This is a genomic window from Serratia nematodiphila DZ0503SBS1 (genome assembly GCF_000738675.1).
In the GTDB taxonomy this organism is placed as follows: domain Bacteria; phylum Pseudomonadota; class Gammaproteobacteria; order Enterobacterales; family Enterobacteriaceae; genus Serratia; species Serratia nematodiphila.
In genome coordinates this window covers 718,625-737,949 of sequence record NZ_JPUX01000002.1, presented here as the reverse complement: position 1 = coordinate 737,949, position 19,325 = coordinate 718,625, and the positions used below count along the sequence as shown (strand labels likewise).

Annotated in this window: 18 protein-coding genes; 14 read left to right on the top strand and 4 right to left on the bottom strand. The window is 60.5% G+C overall.

The genetic code is table 11. The annotated features are described in order from the left end of the window. Positions 1 to 91 precede the first annotated feature (91 nt). On the bottom strand, positions 92 to 2,548 hold the full coding sequence (fadE, locus tag JL05_RS24100; protein WP_033634101.1) for an acyl-CoA dehydrogenase FadE: 2,457 nt from the start codon (positions 2,546 to 2,548) through the stop codon (positions 92 to 94). Positions 2,549 to 2,794: 246 nt separating this feature from the next. On the opposite strand from fadE, the gene lpcA reads away from it, so the two are divergent. Both lpcA and JL05_RS24090 read left to right on the top strand, forming a co-directional pair. Next, on the top strand, positions 2,795 to 3,376 hold the full coding sequence (lpcA, locus tag JL05_RS24095) for a D-sedoheptulose 7-phosphate isomerase (RefSeq protein ID WP_004930220.1): 582 nt from the start codon (positions 2,795 to 2,797) through the stop codon (positions 3,374 to 3,376). A 101-nt stretch (positions 3,377 to 3,477) separates the two neighbouring features. Further along, entirely contained in the window at positions 3,478 to 4,281 is an 804-nt protein-coding gene (locus JL05_RS24090) for a class II glutamine amidotransferase (RefSeq protein WP_004930222.1), read from the top strand. On the opposite strand, the gene dpaA is transcribed toward JL05_RS24090, so the two are convergent. Beyond that, positions 4,216 to 4,986: a peptidoglycan meso-diaminopimelic acid protein amidase gene (gene dpaA / locus JL05_RS24085; protein WP_004930225.1), complete on the bottom strand. Its 771-nt coding sequence runs from the start codon at positions 4,984 to 4,986 to the stop codon at positions 4,216 to 4,218. The genes JL05_RS24090 and dpaA overlap by 66 nt on opposite strands. 555 nt (positions 4,987 to 5,541) lie before the next feature. Between dpaA and JL05_RS24080 the strand changes: the two genes are divergently transcribed. The 9 genes from JL05_RS24080 (at position 5,542) to JL05_RS24040 (ending at position 13,248) form a co-directional block, all read left to right on the top strand. Then, on the top strand, positions 5,542 to 6,891 hold the full coding sequence (locus JL05_RS24080; protein WP_033634100.1) for a Na(+)-translocating NADH-quinone reductase subunit A: 1,350 nt from the start codon (positions 5,542 to 5,544) through the stop codon (positions 6,889 to 6,891). Between the two features lie 3 nt (positions 6,892 to 6,894). Continuing rightward, positions 6,895 to 8,136, top strand: a complete 1,242-nt coding sequence (locus JL05_RS24075) for an NADH:ubiquinone reductase (Na(+)-transporting) subunit B (RefSeq protein WP_015376730.1) — start codon at positions 6,895 to 6,897, stop codon at positions 8,134 to 8,136. After that, positions 8,126 to 8,920, top strand: a complete 795-nt coding sequence (locus JL05_RS24070) for a Na(+)-translocating NADH-quinone reductase subunit C (RefSeq protein WP_033634099.1) — start codon at positions 8,126 to 8,128, stop codon at positions 8,918 to 8,920. Before JL05_RS24075 ends, JL05_RS24070 begins: the two co-directional genes overlap by 11 nt. Beyond that, entirely contained in the window at positions 8,913 to 9,542 is a 630-nt protein-coding gene (locus JL05_RS24065) for an NADH:ubiquinone reductase (Na(+)-transporting) subunit D (protein ID WP_004930232.1), read from the top strand. Before JL05_RS24070 ends, JL05_RS24065 begins: the two co-directional genes overlap by 8 nt. 6 nt (positions 9,543 to 9,548) lie before the next feature. After that, positions 9,549 to 10,145 (top strand): NADH:ubiquinone reductase (Na(+)-transporting) subunit E, encoded by a 597-nt coding sequence (nqrE, locus tag JL05_RS24060; protein WP_015376732.1) that lies wholly within the window; start codon positions 9,549 to 9,551, stop codon positions 10,143 to 10,145. Positions 10,146 to 10,160: 15 nt separating this feature from the next. Continuing rightward, a complete protein-coding gene (gene nqrF / locus JL05_RS24055) occupies positions 10,161 to 11,384 on the top strand; it encodes an NADH:ubiquinone reductase (Na(+)-transporting) subunit F (protein ID WP_033634097.1) in 1,224 nt (407 codons plus the stop codon). Continuing rightward, complete coding sequence (locus JL05_RS24050; RefSeq protein WP_033634096.1) at positions 11,368 to 12,417, top strand: FAD:protein FMN transferase; 1,050 nt, start codon at positions 11,368 to 11,370, stop codon at positions 12,415 to 12,417. Before nqrF ends, JL05_RS24050 begins: the two co-directional genes overlap by 17 nt. Positions 12,418 to 12,424: 7 nt before the next feature. Beyond that, positions 12,425 to 12,652, top strand: a complete 228-nt coding sequence (nqrM, locus tag JL05_RS24045) for a (Na+)-NQR maturation NqrM (protein ID WP_004930244.1) — start codon at positions 12,425 to 12,427, stop codon at positions 12,650 to 12,652. Positions 12,653 to 12,828: 176 nt separating this feature from the next. Next, positions 12,829 to 13,248 (top strand): putative T6SS immunity periplasmic lipoprotein, encoded by a 420-nt coding sequence (locus tag JL05_RS24040; RefSeq protein ID WP_033634095.1) that lies wholly within the window; start codon positions 12,829 to 12,831, stop codon positions 13,246 to 13,248. Between the two features lie 65 nt (positions 13,249 to 13,313). Here the strand turns inward: JL05_RS24040 and JL05_RS24035 are convergent, their stop codons facing one another. Further along, on the bottom strand, positions 13,314 to 14,207 hold the full coding sequence (locus tag JL05_RS24035; protein ID WP_033634093.1) for a glycerophosphodiester phosphodiesterase family protein: 894 nt from the start codon (positions 14,205 to 14,207) through the stop codon (positions 13,314 to 13,316). A 183-nt stretch (positions 14,208 to 14,390) separates the two neighbouring features. Here JL05_RS24035 and dinB point away from each other — a divergent pair, with 183 nt between their 5' ends. After that, positions 14,391 to 15,452: a DNA polymerase IV gene (dinB, locus tag JL05_RS24030; RefSeq protein ID WP_033634092.1), complete on the top strand. Its 1,062-nt coding sequence runs from the start codon at positions 14,391 to 14,393 to the stop codon at positions 15,450 to 15,452. A gap of 41 nt (positions 15,453 to 15,493) precedes the next feature. Here the strand turns inward: dinB and pepD are convergent, their stop codons facing one another. Then, entirely contained in the window at positions 15,494 to 16,954 is a 1,461-nt protein-coding gene (gene pepD / locus JL05_RS24025) for a beta-Ala-His dipeptidase (RefSeq protein ID WP_033634091.1), read from the bottom strand. Between the two features lie 339 nt (positions 16,955 to 17,293). Between pepD and gpt the strand changes: the two genes are divergently transcribed. Then, on the top strand, positions 17,294 to 17,752 hold the full coding sequence (gene gpt / locus JL05_RS24020) for a xanthine phosphoribosyltransferase (RefSeq protein ID WP_004930253.1): 459 nt from the start codon (positions 17,294 to 17,296) through the stop codon (positions 17,750 to 17,752). A gap of 303 nt (positions 17,753 to 18,055) precedes the next feature. Then, entirely contained in the window at positions 18,056 to 19,303 is a 1,248-nt protein-coding gene (gene frsA, locus JL05_RS24015) for an esterase FrsA (RefSeq protein WP_021504999.1), read from the top strand. Positions 19,304 to 19,325 lie beyond the last annotated feature (22 nt).

Below are 19,325 nucleotides of genomic sequence, written 5' to 3'. Positions count from 1 at the left end.
TGCGCCAACCTGCGGCGCGGTGCGCAGTTTGTCATGAAAGCAAAAGAAAAAGGGGCGATGATGATCGCCCCTTGGATACGTGAAGTGAACCTTAAGCCGCTTCGGTCTGCTGCTGGCGCTTAGACTGCGCCGCCGGCTTTTCCGGCTTGGCGGCCGCCAGCGCATCCGGCGCAAAGTCGTCCACGTTGATGGAGCGCAGGCGGCTCTCTTCGGCTTTCACCAGGATCTTCGCCTCGTCGGCGCTGATCTTGCCTTCTTCCAGCGCGCGCTCCGCCAAACGATCCAGACGGGTGAACGGCAGGTTTTTGCCGACCGCCTTGCACAGGCGTTCGTGAATCGGCTCGGCGGCCATCACGTCGGCCAGCGCCGCTTCCAGCAGGCCGATTGGGTTATGCTCGCTCGGCGTCAGGTACTGGCCGCGTCCCAGACGGCTGCGGGTGGCGGAAGGCACCTGCAGGATCTTGGCCAGCTGATGATCCAGGCGATCGGACGGTGCGGTATGCACGCGGCCGAACGGGAAGACCACGAAGCGCAGCGCGCCGGCGATAAAGCGGTTCGGGAAGTTGCGCAGCAGATCATCCAGCGCCTGTTCGGCTTTATGCAGGCTGTCTTGCACGCCCCAATGCACCAGCGGCAGATCTTCTTTCTGACGGCCTTCGTCGTCAAAGCGTTTCAGCACGGCGGAAGCCAGGTACATCTGGCTGAGGATATCCCCCAGGCGAGCGGAGATGCGCTCACGGCGCTTCAGGCTGCCGCCCAGCACGCCCATGGAAACGTCCGACAGCAGCGCCAGGTTGGCGCTCAGGCGGTTCAACTGTTGATAGTAACGGCGGGTCGCGTCCTTGGTTGGCGTGGCGCTGGTGCGGCCGTTGGTCAGGCCCAGCCAGAAGCTGCGTACCTTGTTGCTGCCGACGTGGCCCAGGTGACCGAACAGCGATTTATCGAAGGCGTTCAGATCGTTGTTCTGCGCCGCCGCCATTTCATCCAGCACATAAGGATGGCAGCGGATCGCGCCCTGGCCGAAGATCATCATGGTCCGAGTCAGGATGTTCGCGCCTTCCACCGTGATGGCGATTGGTGCGCCCTGATAGGCGCGAGCCAGGAAGTTGGATTCGCCCAGCATGATGCCTTTACCGCCGGCGATGTCCATGGCGTCAACGATCGACTGCTGGCCGCGGTGCGTACAGTGGTATTTGACGATGGCCGACAGCACGGCCGGTTTCTCGCCCTGCACCAGCGCATAGGTGATCAGCGAAGCGGCGGCGTCCATCACATAGGTGTTGCCGGCGATGCGCGCCAACGGTTCTTCGATCCCTTCCATCTTGCCGATGGAGATCTTGAACTGACGGCGAATGTGCGCGTAGGCGCCGGTCGCCAGGGCGATGGATTTCAGGCTGCCGGTGGAGTTGGACGGCAGGGTGATGCCGCGACCGACCGACAGACATTCAACCAGCATGCGCCAGCCCTGGCCGGCCATTTTCGGCCCGCCGATGATGTAATCGATCGGCACGAACACGTCGGTGCCGCGGGTCGGGCCGTTCTGGAACGGCACGTTCAGCGGGAAGTGGCGGTTGCCGATTTCCACGCCCGGCGTGCTGGTCGGGATCAGCGCACAGGTGATGCCCGGGGATTCGTTGTCGCTCAGCAGGCGGTTCGGGTCATGCAGTTTGAACGCCAGGCCCAGTACGGTGGCGACCGGCGCCAGCGTGATGTAGCGCTTGTTCCAGGTCAGGCGCATGCCCAGCACCTGCTTGCCTTGCCATTCGCCCATGCACACGGTGCCCACGTCCGGGATCGCGCCGGCATCGGAACCCGCTTCCGGGCTGGTCAGCGCGAAGCAAGGGATTTCGTCGCCGCGCGCCAGGCCCGGCAGGTAGTGGTTTTTCTGTTCTTCGGTACCGTAGTGCTGCAGCAGTTCGCCCGGGCCGAGGGAGTTTGGCACGCCGACGGTGATCGCCAGGATGCCGGAAACGCCGGCCAGTTTTTGCAGCACCATCGCCTGAGCGTAAGGGGAGAATTCCAGGCCGCCGTACTCTTTCTTGATGATCATCGCGAAGAAACGGTGTTCTTTCAGGTACGCCCAGAGTTCAGGCGGCAGATCGGCCAGTTCATGGGTGATCTGGAAGTCGTTGGCCATGCGGCAGGCTTCTTCCACCGGGCCGTCGATAAACGCCTGCTCTTCTTCCGTCAGGCGCGGTTTCGGGTAGCTGTGCAGCTTGTTCCAGTCCGGCGCACCGCGGAACAGATCGCCTTCCCACCAGGTGGTGCCCGCGTCGATCGCTTCCTTCTCGGTGGTGGACATCGGCGGCATCACCTTGCGGAAGGCGCGCAGCGCCGGCGCGGAGAGCAGAGAGCGACGCACAGAGGAAAGGTTCAGCGGCAGCAGCACGATCGCCAGCGGCAGCAACAGCCAGAAGCTCCACAGGCCGATCGCGCCCATGGCGGCGGTGTACGCCACCAGGATCAGGCTGCTGAGGGTAAGGTTCACTCGGTGGTAGAACACCACGCCGAGGAGAGCCAGGAAAACGACGATACTAAGAACCATCATAAGAAGCTCCGAAGTAGTAAGAGGTCTGACCTGTTGTGTGTATGTAATAGGTTTTAGTACAAGGCAGAATTTTTATCAATGCGTTTACAGTTTAATTACAACTCAGGTCACAAACTGACAGCACCAATCATCAAAAACCTCTCCGCTTCCTTAACCGACGCGCTGTTTGGCTGAGAATGCTTCTCGCTGTTTCCGCGATCCGGTACACTGCGGAGCGGAAGATTTGACGATAACAAGAGGTTCCTCATGTACCACGACCTTATTCGCAGTGAACTGAACGAAGCGGCTGATACCCTGGCGAAATTTATCAATGACGACGCCAACATCGACGCCATCCAACGCGCGGCGGTGCTGCTGGCGGATTCCTTCAAAGCCGGCGGTAAAGTGATTTCCTGCGGCAACGGCGGTTCCCATTGCGACGCGATGCATTTCGCCGAAGAGCTGACCGGCCGCTACCGCGAAAACCGCCCGGGCTACCCGGCGATTGCCATCTCGGACGTGAGCCACCTGTCCTGCGTCAGCAACGACTTCGGCTATGAGTATGTGTTCTCGCGCTATGTGGAAGCGGTGGGCCGCGAAGGCGACGTGCTGCTGGGCATTTCCACCTCCGGCAACTCCGGCAACATCATCAAGGCTATCGACGCGGCGCGTGCCAAGGGGATGAAAGTGATCACCCTGACCGGCAAGGACGGCGGCAAGATGGCGGGTTCCGCCGATGTGGAAATTCGCGTGCCGCACTTCGGTTACGCCGATCGCATTCAGGAAATCCATATTAAAGCGATTCACATCTTGATTCAGCTGATCGAAAAAGAGATGGTTAAGGCGTAATAGCCTTCGGGGGGCTGCGGCTCCCCATGAATAAGACTGCGGGCGCCGCATGTATGCCGTGCCCGCACAGCCTGTGTCAGTGTGGTTAAGGAGTGCTGGCGATGTGTGAACTGCTCGGGATGAGCGCAAACGTACCGACCGATATCTGCTTCAGCTTTACCGGCCTGGTACAGCGCGGCGGCCGCACCGGGCCGCATAAGGATGGCTGGGGCATTACCTTCTATGAAGGGAACGGCTGCCGTACATTCAAGGATCCGCAGCCGAGCTTCAACTCGCCGATCGCCCGCCTGGTGCAGGACTACCCGATCAAGTCTTGCGCGGTGGTGTCCCATATTCGCCAGGCCAACCGCGGCGAAGTGGCGTTGGAAAACACCCATCCGTTCACCCGTGAACTGTGGGGCCGCAACTGGACCTATGCGCACAACGGCCAATTGAAAGGCTATCGCCAGCTGGATACCGGCACGTTCCGCCCGGTCGGCCAGACCGACAGCGAATACGCGTTCTGCTGGCTGCTGCACCAGCTGGCGCTGAAATATCCGCGCACCCCGAGCCAGTGGCCGGCGGTATTCCGCTACATTGGCCTGTTGGCGAGCCAGCTGCGCAAGAAAGGGGTATTCAATATGCTGTTGTCGGACGGGCGCTTCGTGATGGCGTATTGTTCCACCAACCTGTATTGGATCACGCGCCGCGCGCCGTTCGGCAAGGCGACGTTGCTTGATCAGGACGTGGAGATTGATTTTCAGCAACAGACCACACCGAACGATGTGGTCACGGTGATTGCCACCCAACCGCTGACCGCCAACGAAACCTGGCACAAGATTGAGCCAGGCGAGTTCGCGTTATTTCACTTCGGTGAGCGGCTTGTTCTGAGCGAAGGGGTTGGTGTTGGGCGTCGGGCTGGCTGACGCGTACTGCGTCATCATGCCGCCGCTGCTCATCAGCGGTTGGCCCAAGACGTACTGGCCATTGACCACGCCCATTGTCGGCGGTTGGCGGTTCTTCGCGAAGTAATCGTAGCCCGGCTTCAGCTGGCGCCAGAAGGCGATATAGCTGGATGACGCATGGCGTTTCAGGTTCTGTTCGGTCATGCGGAACGGGTAGATGCTGATGTCGACGCGGCTTTGGCCATAGGCGAAGGCGGCTTCGACGTAGCGATAGATCTCATCCATATAGGTGTTGGTCATCGCGTAACAGCCGATCGATTTACATTCGCCGTGGATCATCAGATAAGCGCCGGAATAGCCCTGCGACTTATCGTAATCGTTAGGGAAACCGATATTGATCGCCCGATAATACTTGCTGTCGGGTTTCAGATGGCGCGCGTCAACGCTATAAAAGCCTTCAGGACTTTTAAAGTCGCCTTCACGACGTTTAGGACCCAGCCCGCCGGAGAAATTACAGATCGGGAACGTGTTGACCAGGCGGAATTCATTGCCCATTCTGGCATACAATTCCAGCTTGCGTTCCTCTTTGAAGATCTGAATATAGACCGGCGAACCCAATAATTGCTGTTTAACTACCGGCGCTTCGGGTACCTGCTCGCTGGCGCTGCAGGCCGTGATCATCGGCATAGAAACAAGCATCGCAAACAACAGCGCGATTTTGCTCATTATAATTCCTGCTTATATTTATCTGCCGGCGCAATCAACCTGGCCAGCATGCCACTGATTATTGTTTTTACTGCTGCAAAACACCGCCAGATTACCAGCGCGTTTATTTTTAGCAATACGTGATATGTATAAAAAAACGACAAAGCTCGATAAAAGTGAAATGACCGGCAGATTTTAACGATAAGTAGTGAAAAACAGGCGAAATTTAATTGCGTTTGCTTGACCCAAGTCACGACGGAACGCAGAACAATGTTGCGAACAATGTTAATATTCTCTCTTCAATTTAACGCGCGGTAGCGATTGAAGCGGCGGGGGTTATGGCATATAACCCGGCCGTTTCGATGGTTATTTGGCTACAGGCCGTTAACACATCGATTGTCACGCAAATAACGGAGAGGGGGGGAATCAAGGGAATGCGCGTTACCCCATATATTCACTGCGAGAAAGTTCATGTTGGGCGTGCCGTCGTGCGCACTGCCCGGCAATCCTGGCATCGCCCGCACCCGCCTCTGGGGCCGGGCAGACGTGTAAACCAAACTACATCGTATAAATCCTATGATTAAGATCAGAAAAGGGTTAGATCTGCCGATAGCCGGGGTTCCGGTTCAGGCGATCCAAGATGGCCCGAACATTCAGCATGTCGCCCTGCTTGGGGAAGAGTATGTCGGAATGCGCCCCTCCATGCTGGTGCAGGAAGGCGATACCGTTAAGAAAGGCCAGGCGTTGTTCGAAGACAAGAAAAACCCCGGGGTTTTCTTCACGGCACCCGCCAGCGGCCGCATCGCCGCGATTAACCGCGGCGAGCGGCGCGTATTGCAATCGGTGGTGATTGCGCTGGAAAACGGCGGCGACGATCAGCTCGAGTTCGCGCACTACCCGCTGGGTGAACTGAGCCAGCTGCCGCGTGAACAGGTCGAAAGCGAACTGATCGCCAGCGGCCTGTGGACCGCGCTGCGCACCCGCCCGTTCAGCAAAACGCCGAGCCCCGGCAGCGAGCCGCGCGCCATTTTCGTCACCGCGATGGATACCCAACCGTTGGCCGCCGATCCGCAGGTGATCATCGCCGAACAGCAGGCGGCGTTCAACGCCGGGCTGGTGGTGCTGGCGCGCCTGACGGCGGGCAAGGTGCACGTGTGCCATGCCGCCGGCGCCTCGGTTGGCCAGCAGAGCGGCCCGCAGATCGCCTACAGCGAATTTGCCGGCCCGCATCCCGCCGGGCTGGCGGGCACCCACATTCACTTCCTTGAACCGGTCAGCCTGAAGAAAACCGTTTGGCACATCGGTTACCAGGACGTGATCGCCATAGGCACGCTGTTCACCACCGGCAAGCTCGATACCCGCCGTGTGGTGGCGCTGGCCGGGCCGCAGGTGGCGCAGCCGGCGCTGCTGCGCACCCGCCTGGGGGCCAGCCTCGATGAGCTGACCGCCGGCCGCCTGAAAGGCGGCGAGAATCGGGTGATCTCCGGTTCGGTGCTGAACGGCATGCACGCCGCCGGGCCGAACGCCTGGCTCGGCCGCTTCCACTCGCAGGTGTCGGTGCTGGAAGAAGGGCGCGACAAAGAGCTGTTCGGTTGGATCGTGCCCTCGCCGAACAAGTTTTCCATTACCCGCACCACGCTGGGCCACTTCCTGAAGAACAAACTGTTCGCCTTCTCAACCACCACCAACGGCGGCGAGCGCGCCATGGTGCCGATCGGCAACTACGAGCGGGTGATGCCGCTGGATATTTTGCCGACGCTGCTGCTGCGCGATCTGCTGGCGGGCGACAGCGACAGCGCGCAGGCGCTGGGTTGTCTGGAGCTGGACGAGGAAGATCTGGCGCTGTGCACCTTCGTTTGCCCCGGCAAGTATGAGTACGCGCCGGTGCTGCGCGAGGTGCTGACCAAGATTGAGCAGGAAGGATAACCGATGGGCCTGAAGAATTATTTCGAGAAGATAGAGCATCACTTCACGCCGGGCGGCAAACTGGAAAAGTGGTACCCGCTGTATGAAGCGACCACCACGGTGTTTTACACCCCCGGCACGGTGACGCGCGGCGCTTCGCACGTGCGCGACGCCATCGATTTGAAACGCATGATGATCCTGGTGTGGCTGGCGGTGTTCCCGGCGATGTTCTGGGGCATGTACAACGTCGGCCAGCAGGCGATCCCGGCGCTGCACCATCTGTACAGCGGCGACGCGCTGCAACAGGTGTTGGCGGGCGACTGGCATTATCGCCTGGCGCAGTGGCTCGGCGCCTCGCTGGCGGCCGACGCCGGCTGGGTCAGCAAAATGGTGCTGGGCGCCTGTTACTTCCTGCCGATCTACGCCGTGGTGTTCGTCGTCGGCGGCTTCTGGGAAGTGCTGTTCGCCATTATCCGCAAGCATGAGGTCAACGAAGGTTTCTTTGTCACCTCTATCCTGTTCGCGCTGATCGTGCCGCCGACCCTGCCGCTGTGGCAGGCCGCGCTGGGCATCACCTTCGGCGTGGTGGTGGCCAAAGAGATCTTCGGCGGCACCGGGCGCAACTTCCTCAACCCGGCGCTGGCCGGCCGCGCCTTCCTGTTCTTCGCCTATCCGGCGCAGATCTCCGGCGATCTGGTGTGGACTTCCGCGGACGGTTTCTCCGGCGCGACGCCGCTGGCGCAGTGGAGCGCGGGCGGGGCGCACAGTCTGAGCAACGTAGCCACCGGCCAGTCCATCAGCTGGATGGACGCTTTCCTCGGCAACATTCCCGGCTCGATCGGTGAGGTGTCCACGCTGATGATCCTGATCGGCGGGGCGATTATCCTGTTCGGCCGCGTGGCCTCCTGGCGCATCGTCGCCGGGGTAATGCTCGGCATGGTGGCTTCCGCCATGCTGTTCAACGCCATCGGTTCCGATACCAACCCGATGTTCGCCATGCCGTGGTACTGGCATCTGGTGCTGGGCGGCTTCGCCTTCGGCATGATCTTTATGGCGACCGACCCGGTTTCCGCCTCCTTCACCAATAAGGGGAAATGGTGGTACGGCATTCTGATTGGCGTGATGTGCGTGCTGATTAGGGTGGTCAACCCCGCCTATCCGGAAGGCATGATGCTGGCGATCCTGTTCGCCAACCTGTTCGCGCCGCTGTTCGATTACCTGGTGGTGCAGGCCAACATCAAGCGGAGAAAAGCCCGTGGCGAATGAAGCGAAAAATGACGGCATCGGTAAAACGCTGCTGGTAGTGCTGCTGCTGTGTCTGGTGTGTTCAGTGGTGGTGGCGGGCTCCGCCGTCGGCCTGAAGTCCAAACAGCAGGAGCGAAAGCTGCTCGACAAGCAGCGCAATATTCTCGACGTAGCCGGCCTGTTGCAGCCGAAAATGGAGAGCGAGCAGGTCAAGCGCCTGTACAGCGAGCGCATCGAACCGCGCCTGGTGGATCTGAACAGCGGCGAGTTTGTCGCCGGCAAGGCGGCGGCGTTCGATCTGGGCGCCGCGCTACGCGACGACGCCAAAAGCGTGGCGCTGGCGGCGGGCGACGATCCGGCCGGCATCAAGCGCCGCAGCAACCAGGCGGAAATCTATCTGGTGCGCGATGAAAGCGGCCAGGTGAACAAGATTGTACTGCCGGTATACGGCACCGGCCTGTGGTCGATGATGTACGCCTTCGTGGCGCTGGATAACGATGGCAATACGGTCAAGGGCATCACCTACTACGACCAGGGGGAAACCCCGGGGCTGGGCGGTGAGGTCGAGAACCCGTCCTGGCGCCAGCAGTGGGTCGGCAAGCAGCTGTTCGACGACAACGGCCAGCCGGCGCTCCGCGTGGTGAAAGGCGGTGCGCGTCAGGGGGACGTACACGGGGTGGATGGCCTGTCCGGCGCCACGCTGACCTCCAACGGCGTGCAGCATACGTTTGATTTCTGGTTGGGCGAGCACGGCTTCGGCCCGTTCCTGAAAAAAGTTCGTGAAGGAGCGCTGAAAAATGGCTGATTCCAAAGAAATAAAGCGGGTCCTGCTGGGGCCGCTGTTCGACAATAACCCGATCGCCCTGCAGGTGCTGGGCGTCTGTTCGGCGCTGGCGGTGACCACCAAGCTGGAGACGGCGGTGGTGATGACCATTGCGGTGACGCTGGTGACCGCGTTCTCCAGCTTCTTCATCTCGCTGATCCGTCACCATATTCCCAACAGCGTGCGCATCATCGTGCAGATGGCGATCATCGCCTCGCTGGTGATCGTGGTCGATCAGTTGCTGCGCGCCTATGCGTTCGAGATCTCCAAGCAGCTGTCGGTGTTCGTCGGCCTTATCATCACCAACTGCATCGTGATGGGGCGCGCCGAGGCCTACGCCATGAAGTCGCCGCCGATCGAGAGCTTTATGGATGGCATCGGCAACGGGCTGGGCTACGGGGTGATCCTGGTGCTGGTCGGTTTCCTGCGCGAGCTGATCGGCTCCGGTAAGCTGTTTGGCGTGCCGGTGTTGGAAACGGTGCAGAACGGCGGCTGGTATCAGCCGAACGGCCTGTTCCTGCTGGCGCCGAGCGCGTTCTTCATCATCGGCCTGCTGATCTGGGTGCTGCGCACTCTGAAGCCGGCGCAGATCGAAAAGGAGTAAAGGCCGATGGAACACTATATCAGCCTGTTTGTGCGCGCGGTGTTCGTCGAGAACATGGCGCTGGCGTTCTTCCTCGGGATGTGTACCTTCCTGGCGGTGTCGAAGAAGGTCTCGACCGCCTTTGGCCTGGGCATCGCGGTGACCATCGTGCTCGGCATTTCGGTGCCGGTGAACAACCTGGTCTACAACCTGATCCTGCGCGACGGTGCGCTGGTGGAAGGCGTCGATCTGAGCTTCCTCAACTTCATCACCTTCATCGGCGTGATCGCGGCGCTGGTGCAGATTCTGGAGATGATCCTCGATCGTTTCTTCCCGTCGCTGTATAACGCGCTCGGCATCTTCCTGCCGCTCATCACCGTGAACTGCGCCATCTTCGGCGGCGTGTCCTTCATGGTGCAGCGCGACTACAACTTCGCCGAATCGGTGGTGTACGGCATCGGTTCCGGCACCGGCTGGATGCTGGCGATCGTCGCCATGGCGGGGATCCGCGAAAAACTCAAGTATGCCAACGTGCCGGCAGGGCTGCGCGGCCTGGGCATTACCTTTATCACCACCGGACTGATGGCGCTGGGCTTCATGTCCTTCTCCGGTGTTCAGTTGTAAAGGCGGGAAGAATTTATGGAAATTATTTTAGGCGTAGCGATGTTCACCGCCATCGTGATGGTGCTGGTGTTGCTGATCCTGTTCGCCAAATCGAAGCTGGTGAACACCGGCGACATCGCGGTGGAAATCAACGGCGATCTGGATAAGAGCTTCCATGCGCCGGCGGGCGACAAGCTGCTCAACGTGCTCTCCAGCCAAGGGATCTTCGTCTCCTCGGCCTGCGGCGGCGGCGGCTCCTGCGGCCAGTGCCGGGTGGTGATCAAAGAGGGCGGCGGCGATATCCTGCCGACCGAGCTCTCGCACATCAACAAGCGCGAAGCGAAAGAGGGTTGCCGCCTGGCGTGCCAGGTGAACGTGAAGCAGAACCTGAAGATCGAGCTGCCGGAAGAGATCTTCGGCGTGAAGAAATGGGAATGCGAAGTTATCTCCAACGATAACAAAGCCACCTTTATCAAAGAGCTGAAGCTGAAGATCCCCGATGGCGAAGACGTGCCGTTCCGCGCGGGCGGTTTCATCCAGATCGAAGCGCCGGCGCACGACATCAGCTACGCCGACTTCGACGTGCCGCAGGAGTATCGCGGCGACTGGGACAAGTTCAACCTGTTCCGCTACCGTTCGACGGTGAACGACACCACGGTGCGCGCCTACTCGATGGCCAACTACCCGGAAGAGAAGGGCATCATCATGCTCAACGTGCGTATCGCCACGCCGCCGCCGAACAATCCGGACGTGCCGCCGGGCATCATGTCTTCCTATATCTGGTCGCTGAAGCCGGGCGATAAGGTAACCATCTCCGGGCCGTTCGGCGAGTTCTTCGCCAAGGACACCGACGCCGAAATGATCTTTATCGGCGGCGGCGCGGGCATGGCGCCGATGCGCTCACACATTTTCGATCAGCTCAAGCGTCTGAACTCGAAGCGCAAGATCACTTTCTGGTACGGCGCGCGTTCGCTGCGTGAGATGTTCTATGAAGACGACTTCAACCAGCTGCAGGCGGAGAACGAAAACTTCACCTGGCACGTGGCGCTGTCGGATCCGCAACCGGAAGATAACTGGACCGGCTACACCGGCTTTATCCATAATGTTCTGCTGGAGAACTACCTGAAGAACCACCCGGCGCCGGAAGACTGCGAGTTTTACATGTGCGGGCCGCCGATGATGAACGCCGCGGTGATCAAGATGCTCAAAGATCTGGGCGTCGAAGACGAAAATATCATGCTGGATGACTTTGGTGGCTAAATTGCGCGCATTGGCGATGAAGAACTGGCTGACGGGCGTGGCGCTGAGCGCCACCCTGCTGCTGACCGGTTGCGGGCCGGAACAGGTGGATCTGACGGGTAAAACCATGGGCACCTCGTATTCGATCCGTTACGTGACCGGCGACGATACGCCGTCGGCGCGCGAGATGCAGGCGGAGATCGACAAACGGCTGGAACAGGTGAACGATCAGATGTCCACCTACCGGCCGGATTCCGAGCTAAGCCGCTTCAACGCCAGCCGCGACATTGACCGGCCGTTCCCGGTTTCGCCGGCCACCGCCGAAGTGGTGCGCGAAGCGCTGCGCATCAACCGCGTCACCGATGGCGCGCTGGACGTGACCGTCGGGCCGCTGGTCAACCTATGGGGTTTCGGCCCGGAAGGGCGGCCGGACAAAGTGCCGAGCGAGGCGGAACTGGAGCACCGCCGCGCCTGGACCGGCGCCGATAAACTGGCGGTGCAGGGCAGCGCGCTGGTGAAAAGCATCCCCGAGCTGTATGTCGACCTGTCTTCGATTGCCAAAGGATACGGCGTGGACGTGGTGGCGGAGTATCTGCAATCGCAACACGTGAAAGACTACATGGTGGATATCGGCGGTGAAGTTCGTACCCGCGGGCGCAACGGCGAGCAAAAGCCGTGGCGCATCGCCATCGAGCGCCCGACCGCCGGCGCGCAGCAGCAGGCGCAGCTGGTGATCCAGCCGGGGGAGATGTCGATCGCCACCTCGGGTGACTATCGCAACTACTTCGAGCAGGACGGGGTGCGCTATTCGCACACCATCGATCCGGTCACCGGGCGGCCGATCCATCATCGGCTGGTGTCGATCACCGTGCTGAGCCCGACCTGCATGACCGCCGACGGCCTGTCCACCGGCCTGAACGTGATGGGGCCGGAGCGCGGCATGGCGCTGGCCAACCTGCTCGGTATCCCGGTGTTCATGATCGTGAAAACCGCCGACGGGTTTGAGGAGCGTTATTCGGACGCGTTCAAACCCTATCTGAAAAAGCGTTCGTGAGGTTGCTATGTTGACGGTATTCGCCGCTACCTTCGTGTTGTTCCTGCTGATCGTCGGCGGGATGTCGCTGGGTTACGTGTTCAAACGCAAAAGCCTGCAGGGCAGCTGCGGCGGCATCACCGCGCTGGGCATGGAGAAAGTCTGCGACTGCCCGGAGCCGTGCGATGCGCGCAAAAAGCGCGAAGCCAAAGCGGCGCAGCGGCGCGAGCAGTTGGACAAGCACCGCATTCTGTAGCGAAGCGAAAACCCGGCCTTGGCCGGGTTTTTTTATTTGGGGCCTTGCCGAAAGGCGCATGAACGTTTGGCTGGGCGCGATTAACAATGGCGTGAATTTTCAGGGCGTAACGGATAAAACGATCGCCAGAAAATACGAATATACGCTTTCTCAGTTTCTTAAGCAGAGGTAACAGGATGAACCGCATTATTTTGGTTGGAACTCTGGCTTTGCTGCTCGCCGGCTGTATGCACATGAACGATCCGAGGCCAAAAAACTACTTGGCCAACGCCACTGTCGTTGATAACCACGTTTGTGTGCGGGTTCAACCTGAAGGGGACGAGCGGTTGGCCGGCGTTATTATCGAAGAAATCGGCAACGCCAACGCTATCTTCGGCAAGCACTTCACGGATAACGAGATGCCTGCGGTCACCGCAGCTACGTGTATTCCCGACGATAATTATAAATTCGAAGACGGGAAGTCTTATGGGGTATCGGTGACGCTGTTGTCGCCGGATAAACGAAATAAAGGTCTTGAGCCTGCCGCCCGGCTATTCGGCGCTGGGTTTAGTGTTCGCAATGAAAATGGCATCATCCAGGTAGTTTCTGCTCACTAACGGATGTTGAAAGCCATAAGGGCATAAGGTGGGATGTCGAACCGCCTTATGCCGTAGCCGGTTATTTATTTCGCCTTGCGGAAGCTTTTCGCCTCGGCCGGCGAGTTGACCATCACGCCGTCGGCACCCAGCGCCAGCGCCTGCTGATACTCCTGCGGCGTGTTGACGCCGAACAGAATGATGTGCGCCGGGCCCTGCGAGCGGAAACAATCCATCGACTCTTTATCCCAGGTCAGAAACGCCTTCGAGCGCCCTTCGCCGAGGGTGTACTTCTCTACCACTTCCACCTCGCGCTTCAGCTCCAGCCCATACCAGCGCGGCTGTCGGTTGTCCGGTTTGACATCGCACTGGTGCGCCATGGTGACGTTGGCCAGCAGCGTGCGGGTCTCGTCGCGGCTTTCAAAGCGCGGGACGGCCGGCGGCAGCGCCTGCAGGTATTTGGCATCGGTAGAGTAAACGCGGGTGCGGTTCAGGCTGTCGGTGCTTTCCAGCGTCGCCAGCAGCGCCTGGCCAAACTGCGCCGGATCGGCGTCCGGGGATTTGATGTCCAGATAGAAGGTGACGTGCGGAAACGCCTTTAGCACCTCGTCCAGCCGCGGAATGCCGATGCCCTGGCCGCGGAACGGATGCGCATCGCCTTTGGCGAAGGTCCAGCCGGCATCGGTCTCGGCCAATTGCGCGGCGGTATACGCAGAAACCGGGCCCTGCCGGTTGGTCAGCGCCTTCAGATCCGAGGGGCGATACAGCACGATGACGCCGTCTTTGGATGCTTGCAGGGTGATCCAAACGGCGTCGGCACCGTTTTTCAGCGCGGTTTCGATGGCGATGCGGGTGTTTTCCGGCGCATCGGCGGTGCCGCCGCGATGGGCGACGATCGCCGGCGCGTGACCGGCGGCGCTGGCCGCCAGCGCGCTCAGCGACAGCGCGGAAGCCAGCAGCCAATGAGAAAATCTGTTCATGTAGAGTACCTTGTCGTTATCGTTGTGGTGAGCCGCACGGGATGGCGGAAATCATACTATTGAAAAATTAAGCTTTTTTAACAACGCGGAAATATCTGGCGGAAACGGCGCTTTCATCGAAGCCTGCGGCCTTGAGCTTTTGGTATATGACTGTATACTTATACAGTGTTACTGGAGGGTGCGATGCGTAAAATCATTCATGTCGATATGGACTGCTTCTTCGCGGCGGTGGAAATGCGCGACGATCCCAGCCTGCGCGATATCCCGCTGGCGATTGGCGGCAGCGCCGATCGGCGCGGGGTGATCAGCACCGCCAACTACCCGGCGCGGCGCTACGGCGTGCATAGCGCCATGTCCACGGCGATGGCGCTCAAGCTGTGTCCGCATCTCACCCTGCTGCCGGGGCGCATGGCGGCCTACAAAGAGGCTTCGCTGCATATCCGTGAAATCTTCGCCCGCTATACCCCGTTGATCGAGCCGCTGTCGCTCGATGAAGCCTATCTCGACGTGACCGACAGCCCGCAATGCAACGGCTCGGCGACGCTGATCGCTCAGGAGATCCGTCAGGCGATCGCCGATGAGCTGAATCTCACCGCGTCGGCCGGCGTCGCGCCGATCAAGTTTCTCGCCAAAATCGCTTCCGAGATGAACAAGCCGAATGGGCAATACGTGATCACCCCGGCGCAGGTGCCGGCGTTTTTGCAGCAGCTGCCGCTCAGCAAAATCCCCGGCGTCGGCAAGGTGACCGCCAAACGGCTGGAGGAAGTGGGGCTTATCACCTGCGCCGACGTGCAGCAATACGATTTGGCGCAGCTGCTCAAGCGCTTCGGCAAGTTCGGCCGGGTGCTGTGGGAGCGGTGTCAGGGCATCGACCGGCGCGAAATCTCGGCGGAGCGGCTGCGTAAATCGGTGGGCGTGGAGCGCACGCTGGCGGAAGACATTCACGATTGGGAAGACTGCGAAACGCTGATTATCGACAAACTCTACCCCGAGCTGGAGATGCGGCTGCGTAAGGTGAAGCCGGATCTGCACATCGCCCGGCAGGGCGTGAAGCTGAAGTTTCAGGATTTTCAGCAAACCACCCAGGAGCACGTGTTCCCGGTGCTGAACCGGCAGGATTTGCTGGCGGTGGCGCGGCAGGCGTGGCGCGAACGGCGTGAAGGGCGCGGCGTGCGGCTGGTGGGGCTGCATGTGACGCTGCTCGATCCGCAGCTGGAGCGGCAGCTGGCGCTGCCTTGGGAATAAAAAAGCCGGCGATCGCCGGCTTTTTGCGTTAAGCGCGCAGATTACGCGCGCTCAGGGATCGCTTTCAGCAGCGAGGTCAGCAGCTTCCAGTACAGACCGACGCTTTCGATATGCACCTGCTCATCCGGCGAGTGCGGGCCGGTGATGGTTGGCCCGATCGATACCATGTCCATGTTTGGATACGGCTTTTTGAACAGACCGCATTCCAGGCCGGCGTGGATCACCATGATGTTCGGCGTCTTGTTGAACAGATCCTGATACAGCTCGCGCACCAGGTGCATCACCGGCGAGTCAGCGTCCGGCTGCCAGCCCGGGTAGCCGCCCTTCGGCGCCACCTTGGCGCCGGCCAGCTGGCCCAGTGCGGTCAGCATCTCGACCACGTAATCTTTGCCGCTGTCGATCAGAGAGCGGATCAGGCAGATGATTTCCGCTTCGTTTTCGCTGGTGGTGACCACGCCGACGTTCAGCGAGGTTTCCACTACGCCTTTGACCGCGTCGCTCATGCGGATCACGCCGTTCGGCGTGCCGTTCAGCAGCGCCAGGAAGCGTTGCTGGCTGTCGGCGCTCAGTGCCTGCGAAGCGCTGGTGGCCGGCTCCAGCAGCACGGTGATGTTCTTCTCTTTGGCGGAGAGTTCGTTCTGCAGCACCGCCAGGAACTCCTGGCTCAGCGCTTTCAGCGCGTCGGCTTTTTCCGCCGGCACCGCAACCACCGCGGAGGCTTCACGCGGAATGGCGTTGCGCAGGGTGCCCCCGTTCAGATCCAGCACGCGCAGGTTCAGCGCCGCCGCATGGGCGAACAGGAAGCGCGCCAGCAGTTTGTTGGCGTTGCCCAGCCCGACGTGGATCTCGGCGCCGGAGTGGCCGCCTTTCAGGCCCTTGAGGGTCAGCTTCAGGGTTTGATAACCGGCCGGCACCGCTTCGCGCTGCAGCGGCAGGGTGGTGATGAAGTCGATACCGCCGGCGCAACCCATGTAGATTTCGCCTTCTTCTTCGGAATCGGTATTGATCAGGATGTCTGCCTGCAGCCAGTTTGGCTGCAGCCCGAAGGCGCCGTCCATGCCGGCTTCTTCGGTCATGGTCAGCAGCACTTCCAGCGGGCCGTGCTCAACGCTGTCATCGGCCAGCACCGCCAGGGCGGAGGCCATGCCGATGCCGTTGTCGGCACCCAGCGTGGTGCCGCGCGCTTTCACCCACTCGCCGGCGATATAAGGCTGGATCGGATCCTTGGCGAAGTCGTGCACGGTGTCGTTATTCTTTTGCGGCACCATGTCCAGGTGCGCCTGCAGCGCCACCGGCTTGCGGTTTTCCATGCCTTTGGTGGCCGGTTTGCGCAGCAGGATATTGCCGACCTGATCGCGCTCGGCGTGCAGGTTCTTCTCTTTGGCCCAGGTGAGGATGTGCTGCGCCAGCGCTTCTTCATGATAAGAAGGGTGCGGGATAGAACAGATCTTGGCGAAAATATCCCACAGCGGCTGTGGCGAAAGCTGAGACAATTCAGACACTATAAGTCTCCTGTGACGGCAGGCTCCGACAGGACGGGCGTGCCGCGCGGTTGAGGTGAGCGGGTATCTGTGCGTCGTGGCACGATAGTTAGAGAATATCACTTTATTTCCGGCGGCGCGCGCCCCGTATTGTGCGGTTTAAGCGCTTGATCACACGGCTTCGCGGCGGGAACGTTCGCTTTTTCAGCATCAATCACCGAAAAGCCGCGCGGCGGAAATCGCGAGGTTTTCCTCGGTACAGCTGGAATTCAACGCGGCCAGTCTCTATAATCTCGCGCAACCTTTTTTCCCCTGAACTATAAAGTAAGCCGCTTCACCAGCCGGCTGGGACACGATTCTATGAGCGAAAAATACGTTGTTACCTGGGATATGCTGCAAATACATGCACGCAAGCTGGCGCACCGCCTGCTGCCTGCCGACAAATGGACCGGCATCATTGCCGTCAGCCGCGGCGGCCTGGTGCCGGCGGGCCTGCTGGCGCGCGAACTGGGCATTCGCTATGTGGATACCGTCTGCATTTCCAGCTACGACCATGACAACCAGCGCGAAATGAAAGTGCTCAAGCGCGCCGAAGGCGACGGTGAAGGCTTCATCGTAGTGGACGATCTGGTGGATACCGGCGGCACCGCAAAAGCGATCCGCGACATGTACCCGAAAGCGCATTTCGTCACCATCTTCGCCAAGCCGGCGGGCCGTCCGCTGGTGGACGACTATGTGATCGACATCCCGCAGGATACCTGGATCGAACAGCCGTGGGACATGGGCGTCAGCTTCGTTCCCCCTATCGGCGGCCGCTAAGCCCAGCCAGTTCCAAGTCAACGCCCGGTTATGCCGGGCGTTTGTTTAAGGATAAACGTGATGGCGTTGTCAGGCTTACCGAAGACAAGATATAAAAAATAAGGAAAATCAATTTATTGATTTTCGGCCGTTGACCACAAAGGAGGAAAAACCACGTTTTTTCCTCCTTTGTCAGCCGCCTGACGCCCGGTTATGCCGGGCGTTTGCGTTATCTTGGTTTATCCCGCCAGAGTTAGGTACACTACCTCCAGTTAAGTAGGCCTGTTGCGGCCTATCGCCAGATTTACGGAGGCTGTTGTTACCATGGCACAGGCCAACCTTTCTGAAATTCTTTTCAAGCCCAAATTCAAACACCCTGAAACCTCGACGCTAGTGCTGCGCGCGCGCAACAAAGTGAGCGCCGCCATGCATTCCGCATTGGAAGGCGACACCACCGGCAGCTGGTACCGCATGCTGAACCCGCTGCTGTGGGCCTGGCGCGGCGTCAGCCCGATCGAAATCCACGAAGTGCTGGCGCGCATCGCCGCCTCCGACGCCGAGCGCAGCAACCCGCAGCGGCTGGATACCGTGGTGGGCTACCGCAACGGCAACTGGATCTACGAGTGGATCCATCAGGGCATGCAGTGGCAACAGCGGGCGACGGAGCAGCAGGATCCGCTGCTCGGCGGCGAATACTGGCTGAAGGCCGCGAGCCTGTACAGCATCGCCGGCTACCCGCACCTGAAGGGCGACGAACTGGCCGAACAGGCGGAGATGCTGGCTAACCGCGCGTACGAAGAGGCGGCGCTGCTGCTGCCGTATCAGCTGAAAGAGCTGGAGTTTCGCATCGAAGGCGGCGGCAGCGTCACCGGGTTCCTGCACATGCCGGAGAAGGGCGAAGCGCCGTTCCCGACGGTGCTGATGTGCGGCAGCCTCGATACGCTGCAGACCGACTATCATCGCCTGTTCCGCGACTACCTGGCGCCGCACGGCATCGCCATGCTGACGCTCGACATGCCGTCGATCGGTTCTTCCTGCAAATGGAAGCTGACGCAGGACTCCAGCTACCTGCACCAGCAGGTGTTGATCCAGCTGGCCTCGGTGCCGTGGGTGGATCATCAGCGGGTGAGCGCCTTCGGCTTCCGCTTCGGCGCCAACGTGGCGGTGCGATTGGCCTACCTGGAGCCGCAGCGGCTGCGCGGCGTAGCCTGCCTGGGGCCGGTGGTGCATCGCCTGCTGTGCGACAGCAGCACCCAGTTGAACGTGCCGGACATGTATATGGACGTGCTGGCGAGCCGCATGGGCATGGCTAACGCCTCGGACAACGTGCTGAAGGTGGAGCTGAACAGCTACTCGCTGAAAATGCAGGGGCTGCTGGGGCGCCGCTGCCCGACGCCGATGATCTCCGGCTACTGGGAGCGCGATACGCTCAGCCCGAAAGAGGAGTCGCAGCTGATCGTCACCTCCTCGGTGAGCGGCAAGCTGGTCGCCATCCCGCGCACCCCGGTCTACGACAGCTTCCACCGGGCGTTGCTGCAGATGTCCGGTTGGCTGAGGGACAAAATGCGTTAATTAGTTGCTAAATTTTAACAGT